Origin of the sequence: Nonomuraea sp. NPDC049269, from assembly GCF_043197155.1 — a bacterium.
Lineage (GTDB): Bacteria > Actinomycetota > Actinomycetes > Streptosporangiales > Streptosporangiaceae > Nonomuraea.
Genome location: NZ_JBICSO010000010.1, coordinates 282,522 through 301,273, shown reverse-complemented (window position 1 = coordinate 301,273; position 18,752 = coordinate 282,522). Strand labels below are relative to the sequence as shown.

Annotated in this window: 19 protein-coding genes; 9 read left to right on the top strand and 10 right to left on the bottom strand. The window is 69.9% G+C overall.

The genetic code is table 11. The features are described 5' to 3' along the window. Positions 1-196: 196 nt before the first annotated feature. Genes ACGFNP_RS47685 through ACGFNP_RS47665 form a run of 5 tightly spaced genes read right to left on the bottom strand, consistent with a single transcriptional unit; the run spans position 197 to position 8,714 of the window. Positions 197-5,047, bottom strand: a complete 4,851-nt coding sequence (locus ACGFNP_RS47685; protein ID WP_393329694.1) for a DUF4132 domain-containing protein — start codon at positions 5,045-5,047, stop codon at positions 197-199. Positions 5,048-5,097: 50 nt separating this feature from the next. Further along, positions 5,098-5,814 (bottom strand): flavodoxin, encoded by a 717-nt coding sequence (locus ACGFNP_RS47680; protein ID WP_393329692.1) that lies wholly within the window; start codon positions 5,812-5,814, stop codon positions 5,098-5,100. 18 nt (positions 5,815-5,832) lie between these two features. After that, positions 5,833-6,681: an aldo/keto reductase gene (locus ACGFNP_RS47675; protein ID WP_393329690.1), complete on the bottom strand. Its 849-nt coding sequence runs from the start codon at positions 6,679-6,681 to the stop codon at positions 5,833-5,835. A gap of 16 nt (positions 6,682-6,697) precedes the next feature. Continuing rightward, positions 6,698-7,732: a zinc-binding dehydrogenase gene (locus ACGFNP_RS47670; RefSeq protein WP_393329688.1), complete on the bottom strand. Its 1,035-nt coding sequence runs from the start codon at positions 7,730-7,732 to the stop codon at positions 6,698-6,700. A gap of 4 nt (positions 7,733-7,736) precedes the next feature. Beyond that, on the bottom strand, positions 7,737-8,714 hold the full coding sequence (locus tag ACGFNP_RS47665) for an aldo/keto reductase (RefSeq protein WP_393329686.1): 978 nt from the start codon (positions 8,712-8,714) through the stop codon (positions 7,737-7,739). Between the two features lie 198 nt (positions 8,715-8,912). Here ACGFNP_RS47665 and ACGFNP_RS47660 point away from each other — a divergent pair, with 198 nt between their 5' ends. Beyond that, positions 8,913-9,815 carry a helix-turn-helix transcriptional regulator gene (locus ACGFNP_RS47660; RefSeq protein ID WP_358327280.1) on the top strand — a complete coding sequence of 301 codons (903 nt, stop codon included), beginning with the start codon at positions 8,913-8,915 and terminating at the stop codon, positions 9,813-9,815. 179 nt (positions 9,816-9,994) lie between these two features. Here the strand turns inward: ACGFNP_RS47660 and ACGFNP_RS47655 are convergent, their stop codons facing one another. Next, complete coding sequence (locus ACGFNP_RS47655) at positions 9,995-11,161, bottom strand: FAD-dependent oxidoreductase (protein ID WP_393329685.1); 1,167 nt, start codon at positions 11,159-11,161, stop codon at positions 9,995-9,997. Between the two features lie 147 nt (positions 11,162-11,308). Here ACGFNP_RS47655 and pafA point away from each other — a divergent pair, with 147 nt between their 5' ends. The 3 genes from pafA (at position 11,309) to ACGFNP_RS47640 (ending at position 14,293) form a co-directional block, all read left to right on the top strand. Then, entirely contained in the window at positions 11,309-12,667 is a 1,359-nt protein-coding gene (gene pafA, locus ACGFNP_RS47650) for a Pup--protein ligase (protein ID WP_358327276.1), read from the top strand. A 247-nt stretch (positions 12,668-12,914) separates the two neighbouring features. Beyond that, complete coding sequence (locus ACGFNP_RS47645; RefSeq protein WP_358327274.1) at positions 12,915-13,598, top strand: type 1 glutamine amidotransferase domain-containing protein; 684 nt, start codon at positions 12,915-12,917, stop codon at positions 13,596-13,598. Between the two features lie 311 nt (positions 13,599-13,909). Beyond that, positions 13,910-14,293: a dihydrofolate reductase family protein gene (locus ACGFNP_RS47640; protein WP_393329683.1), complete on the top strand. Its 384-nt coding sequence runs from the start codon at positions 13,910-13,912 to the stop codon at positions 14,291-14,293. On the opposite strand, the gene ACGFNP_RS47635 is transcribed toward ACGFNP_RS47640, so the two are convergent. Next, positions 14,248-14,421, bottom strand: coding sequence for a LuxR C-terminal-related transcriptional regulator (locus ACGFNP_RS47635; RefSeq protein WP_393329681.1), 174 nt, complete (start codon positions 14,419-14,421; stop codon positions 14,248-14,250). The genes ACGFNP_RS47640 and ACGFNP_RS47635 overlap by 46 nt on opposite strands. Between ACGFNP_RS47635 and ACGFNP_RS47630 the strand changes: the two genes are divergently transcribed. After that, positions 14,414-14,707 carry a hypothetical protein gene (locus ACGFNP_RS47630; protein ID WP_358327268.1) on the top strand — a complete coding sequence of 98 codons (294 nt, stop codon included), beginning with the start codon at positions 14,414-14,416 and terminating at the stop codon, positions 14,705-14,707. The genes ACGFNP_RS47635 and ACGFNP_RS47630 overlap by 8 nt on opposite strands. A gap of 11 nt (positions 14,708-14,718) precedes the next feature. Here the strand turns inward: ACGFNP_RS47630 and ACGFNP_RS47625 are convergent, their stop codons facing one another. Next, positions 14,719-14,928, bottom strand: coding sequence for a hypothetical protein (locus tag ACGFNP_RS47625; protein ID WP_358327266.1), 210 nt, complete (start codon positions 14,926-14,928; stop codon positions 14,719-14,721). Next, positions 14,897-15,118 carry a hypothetical protein gene (locus tag ACGFNP_RS47620; protein ID WP_358327264.1) on the bottom strand — a complete coding sequence of 74 codons (222 nt, stop codon included), beginning with the start codon at positions 15,116-15,118 and terminating at the stop codon, positions 14,897-14,899. Before ACGFNP_RS47620 ends, ACGFNP_RS47625 begins: the two co-directional genes overlap by 32 nt. 123 nt (positions 15,119-15,241) lie before the next feature. Here ACGFNP_RS47620 and ACGFNP_RS47615 point away from each other — a divergent pair, with 123 nt between their 5' ends. The 4 genes from ACGFNP_RS47615 to ACGFNP_RS47600 all read left to right on the top strand — a co-directional run bounded on the left by ACGFNP_RS47615 (position 15,242) and on the right by ACGFNP_RS47600 (position 17,305). Continuing rightward, positions 15,242-15,799: a YceI family protein gene (locus ACGFNP_RS47615; RefSeq protein ID WP_358327262.1), complete on the top strand. Its 558-nt coding sequence runs from the start codon at positions 15,242-15,244 to the stop codon at positions 15,797-15,799. A 42-nt stretch (positions 15,800-15,841) separates the two neighbouring features. After that, entirely contained in the window at positions 15,842-16,444 is a 603-nt protein-coding gene (locus ACGFNP_RS47610) for a dihydrofolate reductase family protein (RefSeq protein WP_393329678.1), read from the top strand. A gap of 4 nt (positions 16,445-16,448) precedes the next feature. Continuing rightward, positions 16,449-17,036, top strand: a complete 588-nt coding sequence (locus ACGFNP_RS47605; protein WP_358327259.1) for a dihydrofolate reductase family protein — start codon at positions 16,449-16,451, stop codon at positions 17,034-17,036. A 68-nt stretch (positions 17,037-17,104) separates the two neighbouring features. Next, positions 17,105-17,305, top strand: a complete 201-nt coding sequence (locus ACGFNP_RS47600) for a Tn3 family transposase (RefSeq protein WP_358327883.1) — start codon at positions 17,105-17,107, stop codon at positions 17,303-17,305. A 151-nt stretch (positions 17,306-17,456) separates the two neighbouring features. Here the strand turns inward: ACGFNP_RS47600 and ACGFNP_RS47595 are convergent, their stop codons facing one another. Then, positions 17,457-18,728: a serine hydrolase domain-containing protein gene (locus ACGFNP_RS47595; RefSeq protein WP_393329676.1), complete on the bottom strand. Its 1,272-nt coding sequence runs from the start codon at positions 18,726-18,728 to the stop codon at positions 17,457-17,459. Positions 18,729-18,752: the final 24 nt, after the last annotated feature.

Here is an 18,752-nt window from a genome sequence, read left to right as displayed (position 1 = left end):
TCGGTACCGGCTGACCAGGGTAGACGTCCTGGCCGCGCGGCGGTACCGGCCGCCGGCGGCCGCCTGGTCGGTGCGAGCGAAAGGGTCATGCGCGGGTCTCGCCTTCCTGCCGCCGGAGGCGTGGACTGGGTGATCTCCACCCTGCACTGGCGGGCCGCCGCGCAACAGATTCAAATGTCACAGGCCCCCGGGAACGTCACTCCAGCCGGGCCGCGGCCTCCAGCGGCTCGGACGAACGGAGGAAGCGCAGGTCCTCCATGACCAGGGCGACATCGGTGGCGCCGCCGCGGCGGAGGGCCGGGGCCAGCCCGTCCAGGTCGGACCAGCGGGACGGGCGGAGGAGGACGCGGTAGCCGTCTCCGGCGGGCTCCAGGGTGAGGGCTTCGCCGATGGCGAGTCTGCTCTCCGGGAGGTGGGCCGCGGTCGCTCCGGCGGCTCGTTCCATGGCGGTGACCGAGGTGACCCCGGCGGCTATGGGCAGGGTCGTGTCCGGGCTGGTGACGTGTTCGTGCAGGTCACGCAGGCGGGCGGCGGCGGTCGTACGGGCGGGGTGGTCCTTGGGCAGGCGGTCGGCCAGGAGCCTCGCAGCGTGGGCGATGTGACCCAGCGGCGGTACGGACGGACGCTCCCCGAGCAGGGCGATCAGCGCCTCCAGGGCGTCTTCGGCGCCGGAGGCGAGGGTGACCCACTGCCCGCTGGTGAGCGGGGTGATCCTCGGGTGGCGTTCCGTCCAGTACGCGACCGCCCGGTCCAGGTCGGGGCCCGTACGCCAGAGGTCGGCGGGGTCGTCGGGCATGAGCAGCTCGACGACGTCGACGGCCTCGTCGGTGGTGGTGAGCGCCTCCAGGGAGAGCGCGGCGATGCGCAGTTCGATCTCGGTCAGGTCGAGTTCGCGGGCGCGGGCGGCGTCGCCCTCGTGGAAGGCGGCGACGCGGCCCCGCGCCCAGCCGTCCGGCCAGGAGAGCGTGCGGGCCGAGGTGGACAGCAGGATCAGGCACTGGGCCGGTGACAGGCCGGTGGCCTCGGCGAACGCCCGTACGGTCGCCTCCCGGTCCACGGGCGGCGGGCCGTTCTCGGCGATCAGGTCGAGCGCCCGCCGGAGCCGGTGCGGGTCGCCCCAGCCGCGGCAGGTCCGCAGCTCGACGGCGCGGTTGCGGGTGAACAGGAGCGGGTCGGGGCCGTCCGGGGTGTAGAGGAGCGCCGTGACCGCGTACCCGTGTCCCACCTGCTCGTAGTCGGCGACGGCGGCGGCCGCGATGGGGCCGCGGCCCGAGTGGATCTGCCCGAGGTCGTACTCCGGGCGCAGCCGGGCGACGTGCCAGGTGCCGTCGGTACGGAGGAGTTCGGGGACGGCGGCCAGTTCCAGAAGGTGCGCGCGCCCGCCGCCGTTGCCCCACGCGGCCTCCAGGACGGTGGCGCCGAGGCGGCCCAGCGTGTTCTCGATCCCCTTGACGGCGGGGGCGTCGAACATCGCGATCTTCTTGTCGTACGGCACATCGACGGCGGCACGGGTGAAGTGGACGATCCTCTCGTACGCGGACTCAGGCCCAGGATCGTCCGGCTCGGGGGACTTCTCGGACTGGACGGTGGGCGCCGCGAAGGCGGGCGCCGGGCGCAGGTGGAGCGGCGGGGTCAGCGCCAGGCGTTCCAGCAGGGTGAACGCGCGCTCGCGGCATTCGACGGCCGTCCACACCAGGAACGTGACGCCCTTCCAGAGCGACTCGTCGGTGATCTCCGGCAGGAGCGGGCGGAGCCGTCCCGCCAGCTCGTCGCGGGCGGCGGCCTTCTCCGCGTACCTGCTCTCGGGGTCCAGCACCCGCATGAGGTCGGCGGCGAGCGCGGCGTCCGCGACGTCGATCAGGGCCTGCGCCTTCTTCTCGTCGACGGCGCGCAGCGCCCTGGATCCTTCGGGGTCGCGCGGCCGCATCGCCGACCACCGGCCGGGAGGCGCGACCAGGCGGGTCCCGGACGCGTAGCGGTGGTGCGCGACCGTGCTGATGTTCTCGGCACCGTCGTGCTCGGGCACCCTGCCCCAGCCCCGGACGTAGCGGCCGATGGTCCGCCCGGCCGGGTCCCGCAGCTCGATGGTCCGCCCCTGGCCGCGCCACACGGTGGCCTCGGCGCCACCGGGGAAGGCGACCCGTTCGCCGTCGGCCGGTACGACGCGGCGGGCGGCGGGGTGCGCGCTGCCGTGTGGGCAGTGCGGGCCGCCGTGGTCCAGGACGGTCACCCGGCCGTTCACGGAGATCAGGCAGCGGTCGTAGAGGTCGCGCGCCTCGGTCCGTTCGTGGGACCGGCTGGAGATGTACTCGTACGTGCCGAAGCCGTGGGACGGGCCGGCTCCATCCGGTGTGACGACGCAGGCGCGGAACTGGTGCTCCCAGAGCCGGCCGGACTCGATCAGGAGCAGGTCGGTGCCGCTCTCTTCCAGGTAGTCGGTGATGGTGTTGACGTGGCCGGGGACGAAGGCGGGCAACTCCAGTTCGTCGAGGACGCCGCCGCTCAGCGTGGTGGCGAGGGCGCGGGCCGGGTCCGTCCCGGTCGCGATCGTCCGGACGCTGTCCAGGAGGGGGCCGGGGACTCCGGCGATGGTGAACCGTTCGGCGTCGCACAGGGCGGCGTGCGCGTCCGGAAGCCCTTGATGTGGGACCCGCTCGGCATGCTCGGCCAGGATGGCGGCGACAATCTGCGCCGTTCCCGGTGTCGCGGTCAGGGCCCGTACGGTCTCGGGGGCGGTCTGCTTCGGGACGGCGGGCTCGGTGACGTTGAGCTGGTTGGTCACGTTGCCCACGATCGCGTCGCGCAGCAGCGGAGCCCAGTCCGGGTCGGCGGCGACGGCGGCCAGGTCGGTGCCCGCTCCGGAGGCGAGCCGGTCGTACAGCTTGAACGTGTGCAGCAGCCGGGGCCGCGCGAGCGGGACGCCGCGGTCCAGGAGGAGATCGAGGAGCGGGAGGTCGGCGGCGGTCTCCTCCCAGCGGTTGACCTCGTCCTCGTCCACTCCCAGTGCCGCCTCATGGGCGTCGCAGGTGAGGCCCTCCGCGCGCAGCCGCGTACCGGCGTCGTGCAGGAGGTCGCCGAGACCGGCGACGGGGAGTGCGAGCCCGGCGTACAGCTTCAGGAAGCGGCCGAGCCAGTCCTTCGCCGCCGCCCCGGGGGACGTGGTGAACGGGGCGGTCAGGCCCGCGCCCGCGAGGTTGCCGAGGAGGAGCGATACTGCCGCGCTCTTCGCCTTGGGGGTGTCCTTGGCGGGCAGCGGCAGGATGCCGAGGAGCGCGCGGCCGATGCCCGCGTCCGCCCGTGCCATCGGGCCGAGCAACGGAAGGATGAACGTCCAGAGGGCCTGCGGTGCCGACTCCATGCAGCCGCTCTCCAGCAGGGCCCGTACGGCGCGTTCGTCCTCGGGCCCGCCGAGCGCGTGCCCGGCGGCCTTCGCCAGCGCCGCCCAGCCGTCGGCCAGGGCCAGCGCGCCGTCCGCGCCGTCGGGGACTTCCTCGCACCACTCGGTGAGCAGGCCGCGGTGCCAGCGGTACGCGCCGGGGGCGGAGTGGCGGGCGGCGAGCCGCTTGCCGTGCTTCTTGAGCGTGGCCGTTCCGGCGGCGTCCGGTCCCGCGGCGAGGTGCGCCGCGACGAGCGTGGCCTCGTCGACCGGCAGCGCGTGCGCGTCCTCGGCGGCGCGGGCCTTGTCGAAGAAGGCTGCGGCGAAGCGGGCGCTGCCCGCGGCGGCCAGGATCCGCGCGCACTCCTCATAGAACGGCGGCAGCAGCTCGGGCGCGTGCGTCTCCAGGTCGTCGCCGGTACGGGTGAGCGCGGTGCGCGCGAGGCCGGGCTTACGGGCGGCCAGGCCGCGGGTGGCCCGCAGGTCGGTGTGCGCGGCCAGGATGCGGGCGCGCTGCTTCGGGTGCCTGTGCAGGGCGGAGGCGAGGAAGCCGAGCGGGCCCGCGTGCACGGTGCCGACGCCGTTCTCCGCCACCGGGTCCAGGTCGTACAGCGACTTCTCGGCCTTGTCGCCGTCGACGGCCGCGCGGCGGACGAGTTCGACGAACGGCTCGTCCAGGACGGAGTGCTCGTAGCGGACGGCGACGCACGTGTCCTCGTCGGTGCCGGCGGGCGTGCCCGGCAGCACCGCCCCGGCGCGCAACAGCATGTCGCGTGTCGGGCCGGTGATGCCGGAGGGCACCACGGTGCCGGGCTCGCCTTGGTGGGCGTCGCAGTAGTGGGAGTACGCCTCGGCTGCCTCCACCAGCGGCTCCGTCTCGTCCACGGTGCGGTCCGCGTACAGGGCCATGAGAATGCGGACGCCCTCGGACCAGGCGATGTCGCCGATCTCCCGGCCGCCCGCGGTGAAGCTCAGCCCCGCCATGTAGGCCGGGCTCATCGGCCCGCTCCAGTGCAGGTCGATCTCGATGCCGAGCGGCTCGGGCGCGTGCACGGTGAACCGCGCCCTGTTCCCCTTGATGCGCCCACCCAGCTCGTGCACGCGGCGCTCGAACGCGGCGCCGCTCTCGTAGTGGGCGCCCATGTATCCGAAGGTGTCGACCACGCCGAACGTACGGTCCATGCTCGCGGGACGCGTCCACACCTCGCGGCGTACCTGCTCGACAACCTGCGTGGGGTTCCGTCCCCGCCAGATGGGCAGCTCGTCGCCGAGCAGCAGCGGGTGCGGGATCGCGAAGGCGTCCGTGCCCGTCCACGCGCCCTCGCGCAGGAGCGCGCAGCGGCCGAGGTCGGGCGCGCCGTCGACGATCGGGGCGATGACCAGGTCGGTGAGCGTCTCGCGCCACACCGGGTCGTCCCACACGGCAGCGAACACCGCGGCCGGGACGGGCAGCGACCGCACCATCCAGGACTCGACCCGGTCGTGCACCGCCCGCGCGTGCTCGCCGAGCCGGTCGCAGAGGGCGGCGAGCCGTACCGCGGCCGGATCCTTCCTGACGTTGGCGGGCACCTTGGCCAGCACGCGGCCCGCGGCCGTCCGGCAGGCGAGCACCGGCCGCCGCGTCCCCTCGACGGTGAGCTGGTGGCCCGTCGCGATCCCGATCCATCCCATGGCACGCCATTCTTGATCATCCCTAGGACATTCTGCGGGAAACTGATGATTTACGACGGTGAGCGTGTGGCTCCGGCGACCAGCCGGAGGCGCTGCAGCCACGCGTCGACGACGGCGTCGGCATCGTTGACCTCCTCGCCGCGGACGGCGAGGCCTTCGGCGATGGTCGCGCCCGGGCATGAGGCGGCGTAGTCGCGCGCTGTGGTTCCCAGCCCGCTCATGGCGTGGGTGGTGAACGGGACGACCGTCTTGCCGCGCAGGTCGAGGCCCTCCGTGACCGTCGACATGATCATGGGTGCTCGGACGTTCCAGACAGGGCTGCCGAGCAGCACCGTGTCGTAGCGGTCGATCGAGGGCAGGGGGCCCGCGATGGCAGGGCGGGCGTCGGTGTCCTGTTCGCGTACGTTCCGTGCGACGGTCTCCTCGTAGTCCTCGGGGTAGGGATCGGCGGGTTCGATGCGGTGGACGTCGCAGTCGATTCGGCTGCTGATCATCTGGGCGAGTACTTCGGTGTTGCCGACCTTCAGGTTTCGGCGTCCTCCGTTGTAGTAGTTCTCGCCCGCTCGGGAGAAGTAGGCCAGCAGGATGGACTTCGCGGCAGGTATGGAACGGGCGGGCCGGTCTGCCGGCTCGGGGCTGGAACGGCGGGGCGAAGAGGAACCGATGATCGGGACACCGGCCATGACGACCCCTCCTGCCAGGAACGCGCTTCGAAGGAACGAGCGCCGCTCCAGCGTGGCGCTGTGATCGTCGCTGGGGTTCGTCATCACATGCTCTTGGTGGGGTCAGTCGTTGACGCGCAGTTGTCCGAGCCGGCTGACCATGGCCGGGTCGCGGTGGTCGAAGAACTGTGAGTTTCCGGTGTCCAGGGTGGCGATGCGGGCCAGTTGGTCGTCGGTGAGCTCGAAGTCGAAGACGTCGATGTTCTGGGCCATGCGATCGGGGCGCACCGACTTGGGGATCACGACGACGCCTCGCTGGATGAGCCAGCGCAGCACCACCTGCGGCACCGACTTGCCGTGCGCGTCGGCGATCTCGCTCAGGATCGGGTCCGTGAACAGGTTGTTCCTGCCTTCGGCGAAGGGGCCCCACGATTCGATCTGGACACCGCGCTCGCGCATGATCTCCTGGTCGGTGGTCCGCTGGAAGAACGGGTGGGTCTCGATCTGGTTCACCGCGGGGGTGATGTCGTTGTGGTCGATGAGGTCGACGAGCCGGTCGGGGGAGAAGTTGGAGACCCCGATCGCCTTGATCCGGCCCTGGTGGTGCAGGTCCTGCATGGCGCGCCACTGGCTGTAGACGTCGCCGAAGGGCTGGTGCATCAGGTACAGGTCGAGGTAGTCCAGGCCCAGCTTGCGCAGCGAGGCCTCGAAGGCGCGCTTGGTGTTGTCCCCGCCGGGGTCCTGGACCCACAGCTTGGTGGTGACGAACAGATCCTCGCGCGCGACGCCGCTGCTCTTTATCGCGCGGCCTACGGCCTCTTCGTTGCGGTACGCGGCGGCGGTGTCCAGCGACCGGTAGCCGGCGGCCAGGGCGTCGGTGACGGCCTGCTCGGTCTGTTCCGGCGGGATCTGGTAAACGCCGAAGCCGAGGATCGGCATCTGTACGCCGTTGTTCAAAGTCACTGTCTGCATGGGATCTTCTTCGTGCTCAGGGGCGGATGAGAGCTTTGAGCGCGCGGCGCTCGGCCATGGCGCGGTAGGCGTCGGGAACGTCGTCGAGGCCGACGGTGCGGTCGAAGACACGGCCCGGATTGATGGCGCCGTTCAGGATGTCGGGCATGAGTTCTTCGATGTAGGCGCGGGCGGGGGCGGCTCCGCCGGTCAGGGTGATGTTGCGCATGATCAGGTCGAGGCCGAGGGGGCCTTGCTCGTACTGAGGCACGCCCAGGCGGCTGATCGTGCCGCCGTCGATGACGGAGCCGAGGGCGGTCCGCAGGCTCTGCAGGGTGCCGACGGCCTCGATGACACGGTCGGCGCCGTCGCCGCCGGTCAGCTCGCGTACCTTGGCCGCGGCTTCGTCGCCGCGTTCGGCGACGACGTCGGTGGCGCCGAAGTCGCGGCCCAGGTCGGTACGGTCGGTGTGGCGGCCCATGAGGATGATCTGTTCGGCGCCCAGGCGCTTGGCCGCGATCACGGCGGACAGGCCGACCGCGCCGTCGCCGATGACCACGACCCGGTCGCCGCGGCCCACCCCGGCGGTGACGGCGCCGTGGTGGCCGGTGCACAGCACGTCCGACAGGGTCAGCAAGGACGGCAGCAGAGGTGAGGTCTCCTCAACGGGAAGCTTGACCAAGGTGCCGTCGGCCACCGGGACGCGGACGGCTTCGCCCTGCCCGCCGTCGACGCCGTCCAGACCGTAGCGGCCGCCGTGCCGGCAGGAGGACTGCAGGCCCTTACGGCAGAAGTCGCAGGTGTTGTCGCAGTAGGTGAACGGCGTGACGACCAGGTCGCCTGCCTGCAAAGTCGCGACGTCGGAGCCGGTCTCCTCGACGACGCCGAGAAACTCGTGTCCCATCGGGCGGCCGATGCCGGTGGCGGGCATGGACGCGTACGGCCACAGGTCGCTGCCGCACACGCAGGACAGTACGACGCGGACGATCGCGTCGGCGGGCTGCTGGATCTTCGGGTCGGGCCGGTCCTCGACGCGGACGTCGCCGGCGCCGTACATGACGGTCGCACGCATGATGTCAGCGCTCCATCATTCGCAGGCCGGCTTCGTGGTGGGTGTCACCCTCGGCCGGAGGCAGGCTGGAGAGCTTGTCGATCTGCTGAGCGGTCAACTGGATGCCGTCGGCGGCGGTGTTCTCCTCGACGCGGCTGACGCGCTTGGTGCCGGGGATGGGGGCGATGTCGTCGCCCTGGGCCAGCAGCCAGGCCAGGGCGACCTGGGCCGGGGTGGCGCCGGCCTCGGCGGCGACGGCCTCGACCTCGTCGGCGATGCGCAGGTTGCGCTGGAAGTTCTCGCCGGTGAAGCGCGGGTTGCCGTGGCGGAAGTCGTCTTCCTTGAAGTCGTCGGTGGAACGGATCTTCCCGGTCAGGAAGCCGCGCCCCAACGGCGAGAACGGCACCAGGCCGATGCCCAGCTCGCGCAGCAGCGGCAGTACCCGCTCCTCCAGGCCCCGGGTCCACAGCGAGTACTCCGACTGCACGGCCGTGACCGGGTGGACGGCGTGGGCGCGGCGGATGGTGTCCGGGCCCGCCTCGGACAGGCCGATGTGGCGGATCTTGCCCTGCTCGACCAGTTCGGCGAGCGCGCCTGCGGTCTCCTCGATGGGTGTGTTCGGGTCGACGCGGTGCTGGTAGTACAGGTCGATGTGGTCGGTGCCGAGCCGCTTGAGCGAGCCTTCGACCGCGGTGCGGACGTTGGCCGGGCTGCTGTCCAGGTTCCAGGGGCCCGCGCCGCCGTGCGAGACCAGGCCGAACTTGGTGGCCAGCACGACCCGGTCGCGGCGGCCCTTCAGAGCCCGGCCGAGAAGCTCCTCGTTGGTGTACGGGCCGTAGATCTCGGCGGTGTCGATCAAGGTGACGCCGAGTTCCAGCGCCCGGTGAATGGTACGGATCGACTCGGCCTCGTCGGTGCCGGCGCCGGTGTAGCCATGGGACATCCCCATCGCGCCCAGACCGATGCGGGAGACCTCCAGGTCGCCCAGCATGATGTGCTTCATCGGGGTTTCTCCGTTTTCTGAAATGGATGTCGTGCGGCGTAGAGAACAGATGTCGCTCGTTGGTCGCGACAGATATCCACTTTCGTGTCGTCCCAGCTCCGGTGCCAGGGCGGGTCGTACCGGGGAGTGGCGTTCGGGGTAATGGCAGGGCCTCCCACCCGGCCACCGAGCACACCTGCGCGGTGTGAAACTGAAGACATGGCACTTCAGCGCACCACCAGCGGCAGCGATTCGGAGCTGGGCCGGTTCCTGCGCGCCCGCCGTACGCAGACCAGCCCCGAGCAGGTGGGCCTCATCATCGGCATGGGCCTGCGCCGGACTCCTGGGCTGCGCCGGGAAGAGCTGGCCACCCTCTCCGGGATCAGCATCGACTACTACGTACGTCTCGAGCGCGGCAAGGAGACCCGTCCCAGCCCTTCAGTGATCGACGCCCTCGCCCGCGCCCTGCAACTCGACGACCAGGAACACCAGCACCTGCGCGAGCTGGCCGCCCGCGCCGCCCACTACGCCTCCGAGCCGCCGCCTCCACCCAGCCGCACCGTACGCCCGCACCTGAAGCTGCTGCTGGAGACGATGCGCCCCAGCCCCGCCTACATCGTCAGCCGCAGCATGGACTTCCTCGCCTGGAACCCCGGCGGGCTCGCCCTGTACGCCGGCCTGGACGACTGGCCGCTCAAGCAGCGCAACCTCGCCCGGTACCTCTTCCTGCACCCCGCCTCCCACGACCTGTTCCCCGACTGGGACAACCAGGTCCGCGGCTGCGTCGCCCGCCTGCGCGCCCAGGCCGGCATCGCGCCGGACGCGCCCGACCTGACCAGCCTCGTCGGCGAACTCCTGCTGAAAAGCCCCGACTTCGCCAAGCTGTGGGAACGCTACGACGTGACCGGCCGCAAGCACACCCACAAGACCTTCCACCATCCCCACGTGGGCACCATCAAACTCAGCGCCCAGTCCATGAACCTGGAGGGCACCCCCGGCCAGCGCCTCGGCGTCTATGTCGCCGAGCCCGGCACCCCGGACCACGACGCGATGCTGCTGCTCGACATGAGCGCACCCCAGCGTGCCGCGAAGAACGAGACACAGCCTCACGCGCAGTCCTGACCCGCGCCTTCGAGACCCGACGAGCGCACGCCCACCCTGGCTCGCTAACGCCACGTTGCTGCTCACCGCCCCGTGGCGGAGTTCGTGTGGCGGGCGATGGATCTGCCGGAAGGAACCGCGGCGGTGCCGTGCTGTCCCGTGAAGCCGTGGCGAGCTGCTGGTGCTCTCGCGCTTGGCGGTCAGGATGGCTGGACTTCTTCGAAGATGGCGAGGGCTTGAGTGGGGTCCGGGCTCACGAGGCGTTCCAGACCGGCCGTCGTGATTTTCGCCCATCTGCCGGCCCGTTCCCACATCTGCTCCTCGAAGGCGCGGACGGCCTCGTCCAGATCTCTAGGGGCGGCGGCGATGGACTCGGCGAGTTCTGCGCCTTCCAGCATCGCGAGGTTCGCACCCGCCCCCAACGGGGGCATCAGGTGGGCGGCGTCGCCCAGCAGCGTCACCCCGGGGACGTGCGCCCAGGTGTGGGACACGGGCAGGACATAGAGGGGGCGGTGGACGAAAGCGGTGCCGTGGCGGAGGAGGTCGAGGACGGGAGCGGCCCAGCCGTCGAACACGGCCAGCAGGCTTGATCGCACGGCCTCGACGTCGTCCAGGTCCAGGCCAACGTCCAGGCCTGCGCGCCCGTTCAGGCCCATATGCCGGTCCAGGTTCGTGTGCCAGTCCAGTGGCGCGCGGAACTGGGCGCCCACCTTGATGTGGCCGCCGCTGTTGCGCTGGGCGACGAGGTTGCGGTTCACGCCGTACACGGACATGGAACCGTCGCCGATCAGCCGGGCGAGGTCGGGGTGGCGGGTGTCGATGTCGTCCAGGGAGGTCTCGACGCGGGTGACGCCGGTGTAGTGCGGCGTCGCGGACGAGATTGCCGGGCGAACTCTGGACCAGGCGCCGTCCGCGCCGATCACGAGGTCGAAGGTCTCCTGTCGCCCGTCCGCGAAATGGACGAGCACGCCGTCCCGGGTCCCCGGCACTACCTCCGTCACGCCACGTCCCCACTGAATGTCGAGGGGGCCGCGCAGCAGGTCGCGGAGTTGCCCGCGGTCGATCTCGGGATTGGCCCGTTCACCCGGACGGGGTTTCCAGTCGCGAAGGACGGTCCCGTTCGTGTCCAGGATGCGCATGGCCTGCCCCTCGGGACGGGACAGCTTCTGGAACTCCGCCAGTAGCCCCGCCTTCTCCAGTGCGAGCTGGCCCATCCCTTCGTGCAGGTCCAGCGTGCCGCCCGGGGGACGGGCGTCGGGGGCGGGATCACGTTCGAGGACGGTGACGGGGTGACCATGGCGGTGCAGGACGCGGGCGAAGGTAAGGCCGGCGGGGCCGCCCCCGATAACGGCGATACGGTGTCTCATGGCGATACACTGTATTTGTTCGTGACGGTGTAACGCAACAGTACGACGTAGCGGCCATGCGCGCATACTCTTCGACGCCGACCACCAGGTCCTCACCGACCACCGGATGACCTGGGCGAGAGCGTGATGGGGGAGTAGCGTGAGGCAATGGATCGTCGCATCTTCGGCCTGGAGAACGAGTACGGCGTCACGTGCACGTTCCGGGGACAGCGCAGGCTGTCCCCGGACGAGGTGGCCCGCTACCTGTTCCGGCGGGTCGTGTCCTGGGGCCGGTCGAGTAACGTCTTCCTCCGCAACGGCGCCCGTCTGTACCTGGACGTCGGCAGCCATCCCGAGTACGCCACGCCCGAGTGTGACAACGTGATCGAGCTGGTCACGCATGACAAGGCGGGGGAGCGTATCCTGGAGGGCCTGCTCGTCGATGCCGAGAAGCGGCTGCGCGAAGAGGGCATCGCCGGTGACATCTATCTCTTCAAGAACAACACCGACTCCGCGGGAAACTCCTACGGCTGTCACGAGAACTACTGTGTGGGCCGGCACGGCGAGTTCGGGCGGCTGGCCGACGTACTGATCCCGTTCCTGGTCACCCGGCAGATCATCTGCGGCGCGGGCAAGGTGCTGCAGACCCCGCGCGGCGCGGTCTACTGCGTCTCGCAGCGCGCCGAGCACATCTGGGAGGGCGTGTCGTCGGCCACCACCCGGTCCCGGCCGATCATCAACACCCGGGACGAGCCGCACGGTGACGCCGAGCGGTTCCGCCGCCTGCACGTGATCGTCGGCGACTCCAACATGAGCGAGACCACGATGCTGCTCAAGGTCGGCGCGACCGATCTGGTGCTGCGCATGTTCGAGGCGGGCACCGTCATGCGCGACCTGTCGCTGGAGAACCCGATCCGGGCGATCCGCGAGGTCTCCCACGACATGACCGGGCGGCGGCGGGTGCGCCTGGCCAACGGGCGCGAGGCCTCCAGCCTGGAGATCCAGCAGGAATACCTGTCGAAGGCGAAGGACTTCGTCGAGCGCCGCGGCGGCGACGCGATCGCGCACCGGGTGCTGGAGCTGTGGGAGCGCACGCTGCACGCGGTCGACACCGGCAACCTCGACCTGGTGGCGCGCGAGATCGACTGGGTGACCAAGTACCAGCTCATCGAGCGCTACCGCAATAAGTACGACCTGCCGCTGTCCTCGCCCAGGGTGGCGCAGCTCGACCTCGCCTACCACGACGTGCACCGCAAGCGCGGCCTGTTCTACCTGCTGCAGAAGCGCGGCTCGGTGGAGCGGGTGACCTCCGACATCAAGATCTTCGAGGCCAAGTCGGTGCCGCCGCAGACCACCAGGGCGCGGCTGCGCGGCGAGTTCATCCGCAAGGCGCAGGAGAAGCGGCGCGACTTCACCGTCGACTGGGTGCACCTGAAGCTGAACGACCAGGCCCAGCGCACCGTCCTGTGCAAGGACCCGTTCCGCAGCGTCGACGAGCGGGTGGACAAGCTCATCGCCGGCATGTGAACGAGCGGCCGGCCGGCACCTGGAGCTGAACGGCCGCACGCCGCCGGAGGATCGCCGTGGCGCTGAGTTACGGCAGGGCGACGGCGATGCCGCGGCCGCCGAAGAAGCTGTCCGTAGGTCGGAGGGATTGGCGGTCCTCTTTCTGGCGTACCTCTACAAAATGAGCCACACGGAGCCACGACAACAAGCCGAAGACTGAGCCGCTCTCTTGAAGCGCTCGCGGAAAGGAGATCATCAGGTGTCACAAGTGCTCGTCATCCTGACGTCCCACGGACAACTGGGCTCGACAGGACAGGCAACGGGCGTGGGGTTGCAGACGTTCGCGTCACCGTACTACGCACTGAAGGAGGCTGGCGTCGAGGTTGTCGTCGCATCACCCCTTGGTGGCGACCCGCCGGTCGATCCGTTGAGCTTCGGCGAGGGCGTCGAGACGGTGGCATTGCGGAGGTTGAACGAGGATGTCGACGCGCGAGCGCTACTGCGTGCGTCGCTGCCCCTGCGGAACGCGGCATCGACTGACTACGACGGCCTCTTTTTCGCGGGTGGCCATGGCGGGATGTGGGACTTCCCCGATGATCCCGTGGTCGGTGGCCTCATCGCCGCAGCGCTGAACGCGGGCAAGCCCGTCGCCGCGGTGTGCCACGGTGTTGCCGCATTGTGCGGGGCCGATCCGGTGAGCGGCCGACCATTTGTCGAGGGTCGGAAGGTGACGGCACTGACGAACCGGGAGGAGGCCGCACTCGAACGCGACGCTCTCGTGCCGTTCTTGTTGCAGGAGCGACTCATGAAACTGGGTGCCGAGTTCGAGGAGGCGGCCGAATTCACCTCGCACGTCGTGGTCCACGGCTCTCTGATCACCGGGCAGAACATGCGGTCGGCAGACGAAGCTTCGCGCGCCTTCCTAGCCGCACTCGCCTCGCGGTGCGCATAGGACCAGGTCGCACCGACCCACAGCCAAGAGTCGAAACCAACCTCCTCGACAACGCGGCCGGAGCGGTTGAGGAAACGCTCTCCGGCGGAGTGCTGATGGTCCGTAACACCGGCCCGCACGTTCCCCAGGAACGCTTGCGCGTCCCGATTTGAGGGCTCATAGCCGGGCGCTGGCTCGTCGGTCAGAGGGTGTCAAGGCAAGCGTGATGGGGCTCATCGACGCGGTCGACACGCTGATTCTCGGCGCGAATACCTACGCCCAGGCCAAGGGCTACTGGCCGACGCCCCTGGGGCGACTTTCCTGCCGCGACCGTGACGCGCGACCCTGCCGCCACCATCCGGGAGCTCAAGGAGCAGAGCGGTAAGGACATCTGGCTGTGGGGGAGCTTGAAACTCATGCACTCCCTGCTGGACGCCGGCGTCGTCGACGTAGTCCAGATGCTGGTCTGCCCGGTGTCACGCGGCAAGGGAATGCGCATTTTCGAGGATCGGCAGGACCTGAAGCTCGTTCGAAAACGGCGTGGCACTTCTGCGCTACGAGATCAAGAAATATGCGGAAGGTCCGCACTTTCGAAGAATCGGACGCCGTCACAGACAGCAGCCATCCCGCCGCGGCCGCACTTACCCCACTGTCCTGGAAAGCCTGGCCTTCACATGTGTGCCGCGACTCCCGACGTCAAGGAGACGGCATGGTGATCGAGGAACAGCCGGGCGACCAGGTCGCCGCGTGAACCGGTGCCCGACTTGGCGAAGATCGACTTCAGGTGGTCCTGCACGGTGTACGACGACACGTGCAGCCGACCGGCGATCTGCTTGGTGGACAAGCCCTTGGCCACCAGCCTGGGTGCGCGCTCGGGCCCTGGCCGGCCGGAGATCGGTCGGCGCAGGTGCCGCACTCGTTGCCGGGCCGCAGAGGGAACGGGCCTGGCGGGCGACAGCGGAGATCACCAGAGGCAGCCGAGCGCCCGCTCTGTCACCGGTGCCCAGCTCGTCCAGCAGGCGATCCGCTGCCTTGTCGGACATGCGCACGCCGTCATCGGCGTCGAGGATCAGCAGACCGACGTCGTCGTCACCGGCCTGTGCGTCACCGAGCAACAGGCCGCGCCGTAGTCCATCGGTGATCAGGGGGCGATCGACGATACGAACTCCACCTCGGCCAAGGAGAAGTACGGGCGCTTGGCCTCCCGGAACACGGTCAGCTGCCCCCAGGTCCCCGTGCTGCCGGCGAGCACCACCCGCAACTCATCGGAGAATCCTCCGGGGCGACGGATCTCCCGCTGGCGCAGGCTACGGTCGAGGTCACCGGCGGGTCCGCCGCAGCGCCGCCTCATTGTCGATCTGCCCGGGCGGCAACGCGGCCGCGGCCACGCCGTCGGCAATGCCGATAAAGGCTTGATTCTCAGAAACCCTCGATTTCCAGAGAAGATCACCAGACGGCTTCGCAGGGCTGGTGCGCAAGGTCATCGCGTACGGAATCGGCGTCCCCCACGCGGTGCGCAGGCGTTTTGCGGTCGTGTTCACCAGCAGAACTCATCGCCTGCGCGGTGACATTTGTATCTGTTCACCGGGGCGGCCACGGCGACAAGGTGGACTTCATCGGAGACCGCCCGGGCAGGCCGGGCCGCACAAAGGGAGCCCAACGCCATGATCACCGTCGATAGCACCCTCGCCGCCGGCGCCTGGGTCGGCGATCCCGTTCATTCCGACATCTCGTTCAAGGTCCGCCACATGGGCGTCGGCAAGGTCAGGGGGAAGTTCGCGCTCGCCTCGGCGGCGCTGAGCGTCGGCGAGGGCGGCGGCCGGGTGACCGCCCTCATCGACCCCGCCTCTGTGCACACCGGCAACGAACAGCGCGACCAGCACCTCCGGTCGGCCGATTTCCTGGACGTGGAGAAGTACCCGCAGATCGAGTTCACCTCGACCGAGGTCCGCGGCTTCGACGGCGAGACCTTCATCCTGGTGGGAGAGTTGACCCTGCACGGTGTCACCAGGACCGTCGAGATGGAGGCCGAGTTTCTCGGCGTCGTCGACGACCCGTCAGGCGCGGAGCGGACCGGGTTCTCGGCGACCACCACCATCAGCCGCGCCGCGTTCGGCGTCGACATCCAGCTCGGCTTCGGCGCAGGCAACGTCGTGGTCGCCGACACCATCGAGATCGCCATCGAGATCGAGTTCACGGCCACCGAATCGGACCCGCGATGACTCTCGTGGCACCGCGTTGGACGAACTGAAAGGACCGGAAACGTGAGTAAGACCGTGCTGTACATGTCGATGTCGGTGGACGGGTTCATCGCCGGGCCGAATGCGGGGCCGGGCAACGGGCTCGGTGACAAAGGGCATCGGCTGCATGAGTGGTTTCTGCCGGATGCCGACGCCGATCACAGGAGAGACCTCGGCCGCCTGGCGGGCGTGAACCGTGAGGTCATGGACGAGGTCATGGCCACCGGGGCGGTCGTCGTCGGCCGGCGGACGTTCGAGCTCGCCGACGGCTGGGGCGGCGACCACCACGATGGCGTGCCGATCTTCGTCCTGAGCCGCCATCAGCCCGATCCAGAGCTGCGATGGCCCAGGGTCACCTATGTGAGCGACGTAACGGCCGCGATGAACATGGCCAAGGACGTGGCCGGCGACAAGGACGTACTGGTCCACGGAGCCCGCACCGCTCAGCTGGCACTTGCCGCCGGCGTCCTCGACGAGTTGCAGATTCACCTGGTCCCGGTCCTGATCGGACAGGGTGAACCGCTCTTCGAGGACATGCCGCCCGACCACATCGAGCTTGAACTGCTCCGTGCCGCGGACGGGCCGGGCGTGACGCACCTGCGTTACCGCGTGAGGACGGGGGGCTGAGGCGATGGCGCTCATCCGGCTGTACATGACCATGTCCCTGGACGGTTACGTCACCGGGCCGCAGGACAGCCCGGACACCCCGCTGGGAATCGGCGGGTTCCGGCTTTTCAACTGGCTCGACCGGCGCAACGCCCCGGGACCCAGCGGACAGGTGTACACCGAGGCGCTGGCCACCCGCGCCGTCATCGCCGGCCGCCGCACCTACGAGCACGCCGACCGCTGGCAGGGCGACCATCACGACGGCGTCCCCGTCTTCGTCCTGACCCACGACGTCCCGGACGACCCGCCGCCGGGCAGCGTCCGCTACGTCACCGACGTCGGCGAGTGCGCCGCACAGGCCCGCGCGGCGGCGGGGGACGGCGACGTGATGGTGCACGGTGCCGGGGCGGCGCAGGCGCTGCTGCGGGCAGGGCAGCTCGACGAGTTGGAACTGCATGTCGTACCGGTCCTGCTCGGGCAGGGACGCCGGCTGTTCGACGACCTGCCGGCCGAGCACATCGAACTCGACCCGGTCCGCCGGTTGACCACGCCGCAGGTCGAGGACCTCACGCAGCACGTCACGCACCTGCGCTACCGCATCCACCGCCCATGACCCCGCGAAGCCCCGGCTTCAACTGCGTCACCCTGTGACAGATACATCACGGAGAGTGAAGCGACTACCTGACCGAGGAGGAACTGCGCCGCGAAATCCATGAGGGGCTCAACGTGGTGGAGAACTGGAACTCGGCCAACAAGGACATCTTCTACGGCAAGGCCGGTGATCTGACCGGCGACGACCGCGATCACGTCAAGGTCTCCGCGCTGGCCCTGCACCTGGTCCAAGCCGCGATCGACCGCCACGACCCCGACGGTATCGCCTGAGCAGGGTGCGGTCGTGGCGGTAGGTGGCGGCGAGGATCGCGAAGCTGATGGCGTCGATCGCGATGACGGCCGCGGCGTTGGTCGCGCTGATGAGGATGCTCGCCAGCAGCCTCACATGAAGGGCGAGGCTCAGCTCGTTCGTGGCAGCGCGTCAGCCCCCGCCTGGTGGGTCGCTTGGCCGGCCGGTGATGGCCTGATCCTGCCGCTGGAGGATCTCCTCGAACTCCTGGAGGTCGTCGTAGTTGCTGAGGACGATGCCGACCCAACCGGAGTCCAGGTAGATGGTCCAGCTGGCGCTGACACCGCCGCTGCCACCGCCGCGGTTGAACACCCACTGGCCGTTGTTGATGTGGAGCGGACCCACGTACGCCTTGAACGCCGGGGCGCCGAGTCGGTCACCGGGGCCGGGGAGCTTGGCCCCGGTGTACAGGTCGGCGTAGGGCCGGTCCAGCACCGTGCCGTCGCTCAGCGCGCGCGCGAACCGGGCCAGGTCCGGCGCGGTGGCGAAGACGTTGCCGATGAAGCTGCGGCCCGGATTCTCGTATGGTCCCTGCTGGCTCAGGCTGTCCTTGTCCAGGTTGCGGACGGCGTCCACCCGGCTGCCGTCGGACTGCCGCATGTACGGGTGCGCGATGTGCTCGTCGGTGAGCCATTGCGTCCTGGTGTAGTACGCCGAGCCGCGCATGCCCGCGCGTCCGAAGACATGCCCGTGCATGTAGTCCCAGTACGTCGTGCCGGTCACGGCCTCCACGATCTGCGCGGCGATGGCGCCGGCGACGGCGCCGCCGGCGGTGTGGCCGCTGGAGCCCGCGCCGGGGACCCCCACCAGCCTCGCCTGCCGGGCCCACTGCTGGTTGTACTCGTGCACCTCTTCCCGGCTGTTGAAGACGCGATGCACGTCCAGCACCGGCGCGTCCATCCAGGACATGCCGATGATCAGGTGGTGGATGGTCACCTTCTCGGCGATGTCCGTGGCGATGCCGTCCAGGTAGGTGCCCACCGTGTCCGACAGCTTCACCTCGCCGCGCTGCACCAACTGCAGGACGGCCATGGGCAGGAACGGCCCGCCCGCCGAAGAGAGGTTGAATGCGACGTTCTCGTGGTTGCGGATCCCTCTTTCCCTGTCGGCCATGCCGTAGCTGCGCGACAGCACCGTCCGGCCTCGGTACGACAGCAGCACCACGCCGGAGAACTTGTCCTGTGCGGCCAGCTGCGCCACGAACCGGTCGTAGGCCCCGCCGGGCAGGGTGTCCGGCGGGATCCGATCCTGCCCGGACGGCTCGGACGCGGCGGCGGGGGCGGTGTCGGCGTGGCCGAGCCCAGCGCCTGACAGCGGCGTGCCGACCGCCATCACACCGGCTGCCAGCCCGCCCCATCCGAGCAGCCGCCGTCGCTCGACACCACGTACGGAATCCGAGTCCATGTCATCGCCCTCCCCGCGCGAGGG

Bases quoted from the DNA above. Each gene is read 5' to 3' on its own strand.
- ACGFNP_RS47685 (WP_393329694.1), bottom strand. From the start codon at position 5,047: ATGGGATGGATCGGGATCGCGACGGGCCACCAGCTCACCGTCGAGGGG.
- ACGFNP_RS47680 (WP_393329692.1), bottom strand. From the start codon at position 5,814: ATGACGAACCCCAGCGACGATCACAGCGCCACGCTGGAGCGGCGCTCG.
- ACGFNP_RS47675 (WP_393329690.1), bottom strand. From the start codon at position 6,681: ATGCAGACAGTGACTTTGAACAACGGCGTACAGATGCCGATCCTCGGC.
- ACGFNP_RS47670 (WP_393329688.1), bottom strand. From the start codon at position 7,732: ATGCGTGCGACCGTCATGTACGGCGCCGGCGACGTCCGCGTCGAGGAC.
- ACGFNP_RS47665 (WP_393329686.1), bottom strand. From the start codon at position 8,714: ATGAAGCACATCATGCTGGGCGACCTGGAGGTCTCCCGCATCGGTCTG.
- ACGFNP_RS47660 (WP_358327280.1), top strand. From the start codon at position 8,913: ATGGCACTTCAGCGCACCACCAGCGGCAGCGATTCGGAGCTGGGCCGG.
- ACGFNP_RS47655 (WP_393329685.1), bottom strand. From the start codon at position 11,161: ATGAGACACCGTATCGCCGTTATCGGGGGCGGCCCCGCCGGCCTTACC.
- pafA (WP_358327276.1), top strand. From the start codon at position 11,309: ATGGATCGTCGCATCTTCGGCCTGGAGAACGAGTACGGCGTCACGTGC.
- ACGFNP_RS47625 (WP_358327266.1), bottom strand. From the start codon at position 14,928: ATGAGGCGGCGCTGCGGCGGACCCGCCGGTGACCTCGACCGTAGCCTG.
- ACGFNP_RS47615 (WP_358327262.1), top strand. From the start codon at position 15,242: ATGATCACCGTCGATAGCACCCTCGCCGCCGGCGCCTGGGTCGGCGAT.
- ACGFNP_RS47605 (WP_358327259.1), top strand. From the start codon at position 16,449: ATGGCGCTCATCCGGCTGTACATGACCATGTCCCTGGACGGTTACGTC.
- ACGFNP_RS47595 (WP_393329676.1), bottom strand. From the start codon at position 18,728: ATGGACTCGGATTCCGTACGTGGTGTCGAGCGACGGCGGCTGCTCGGA.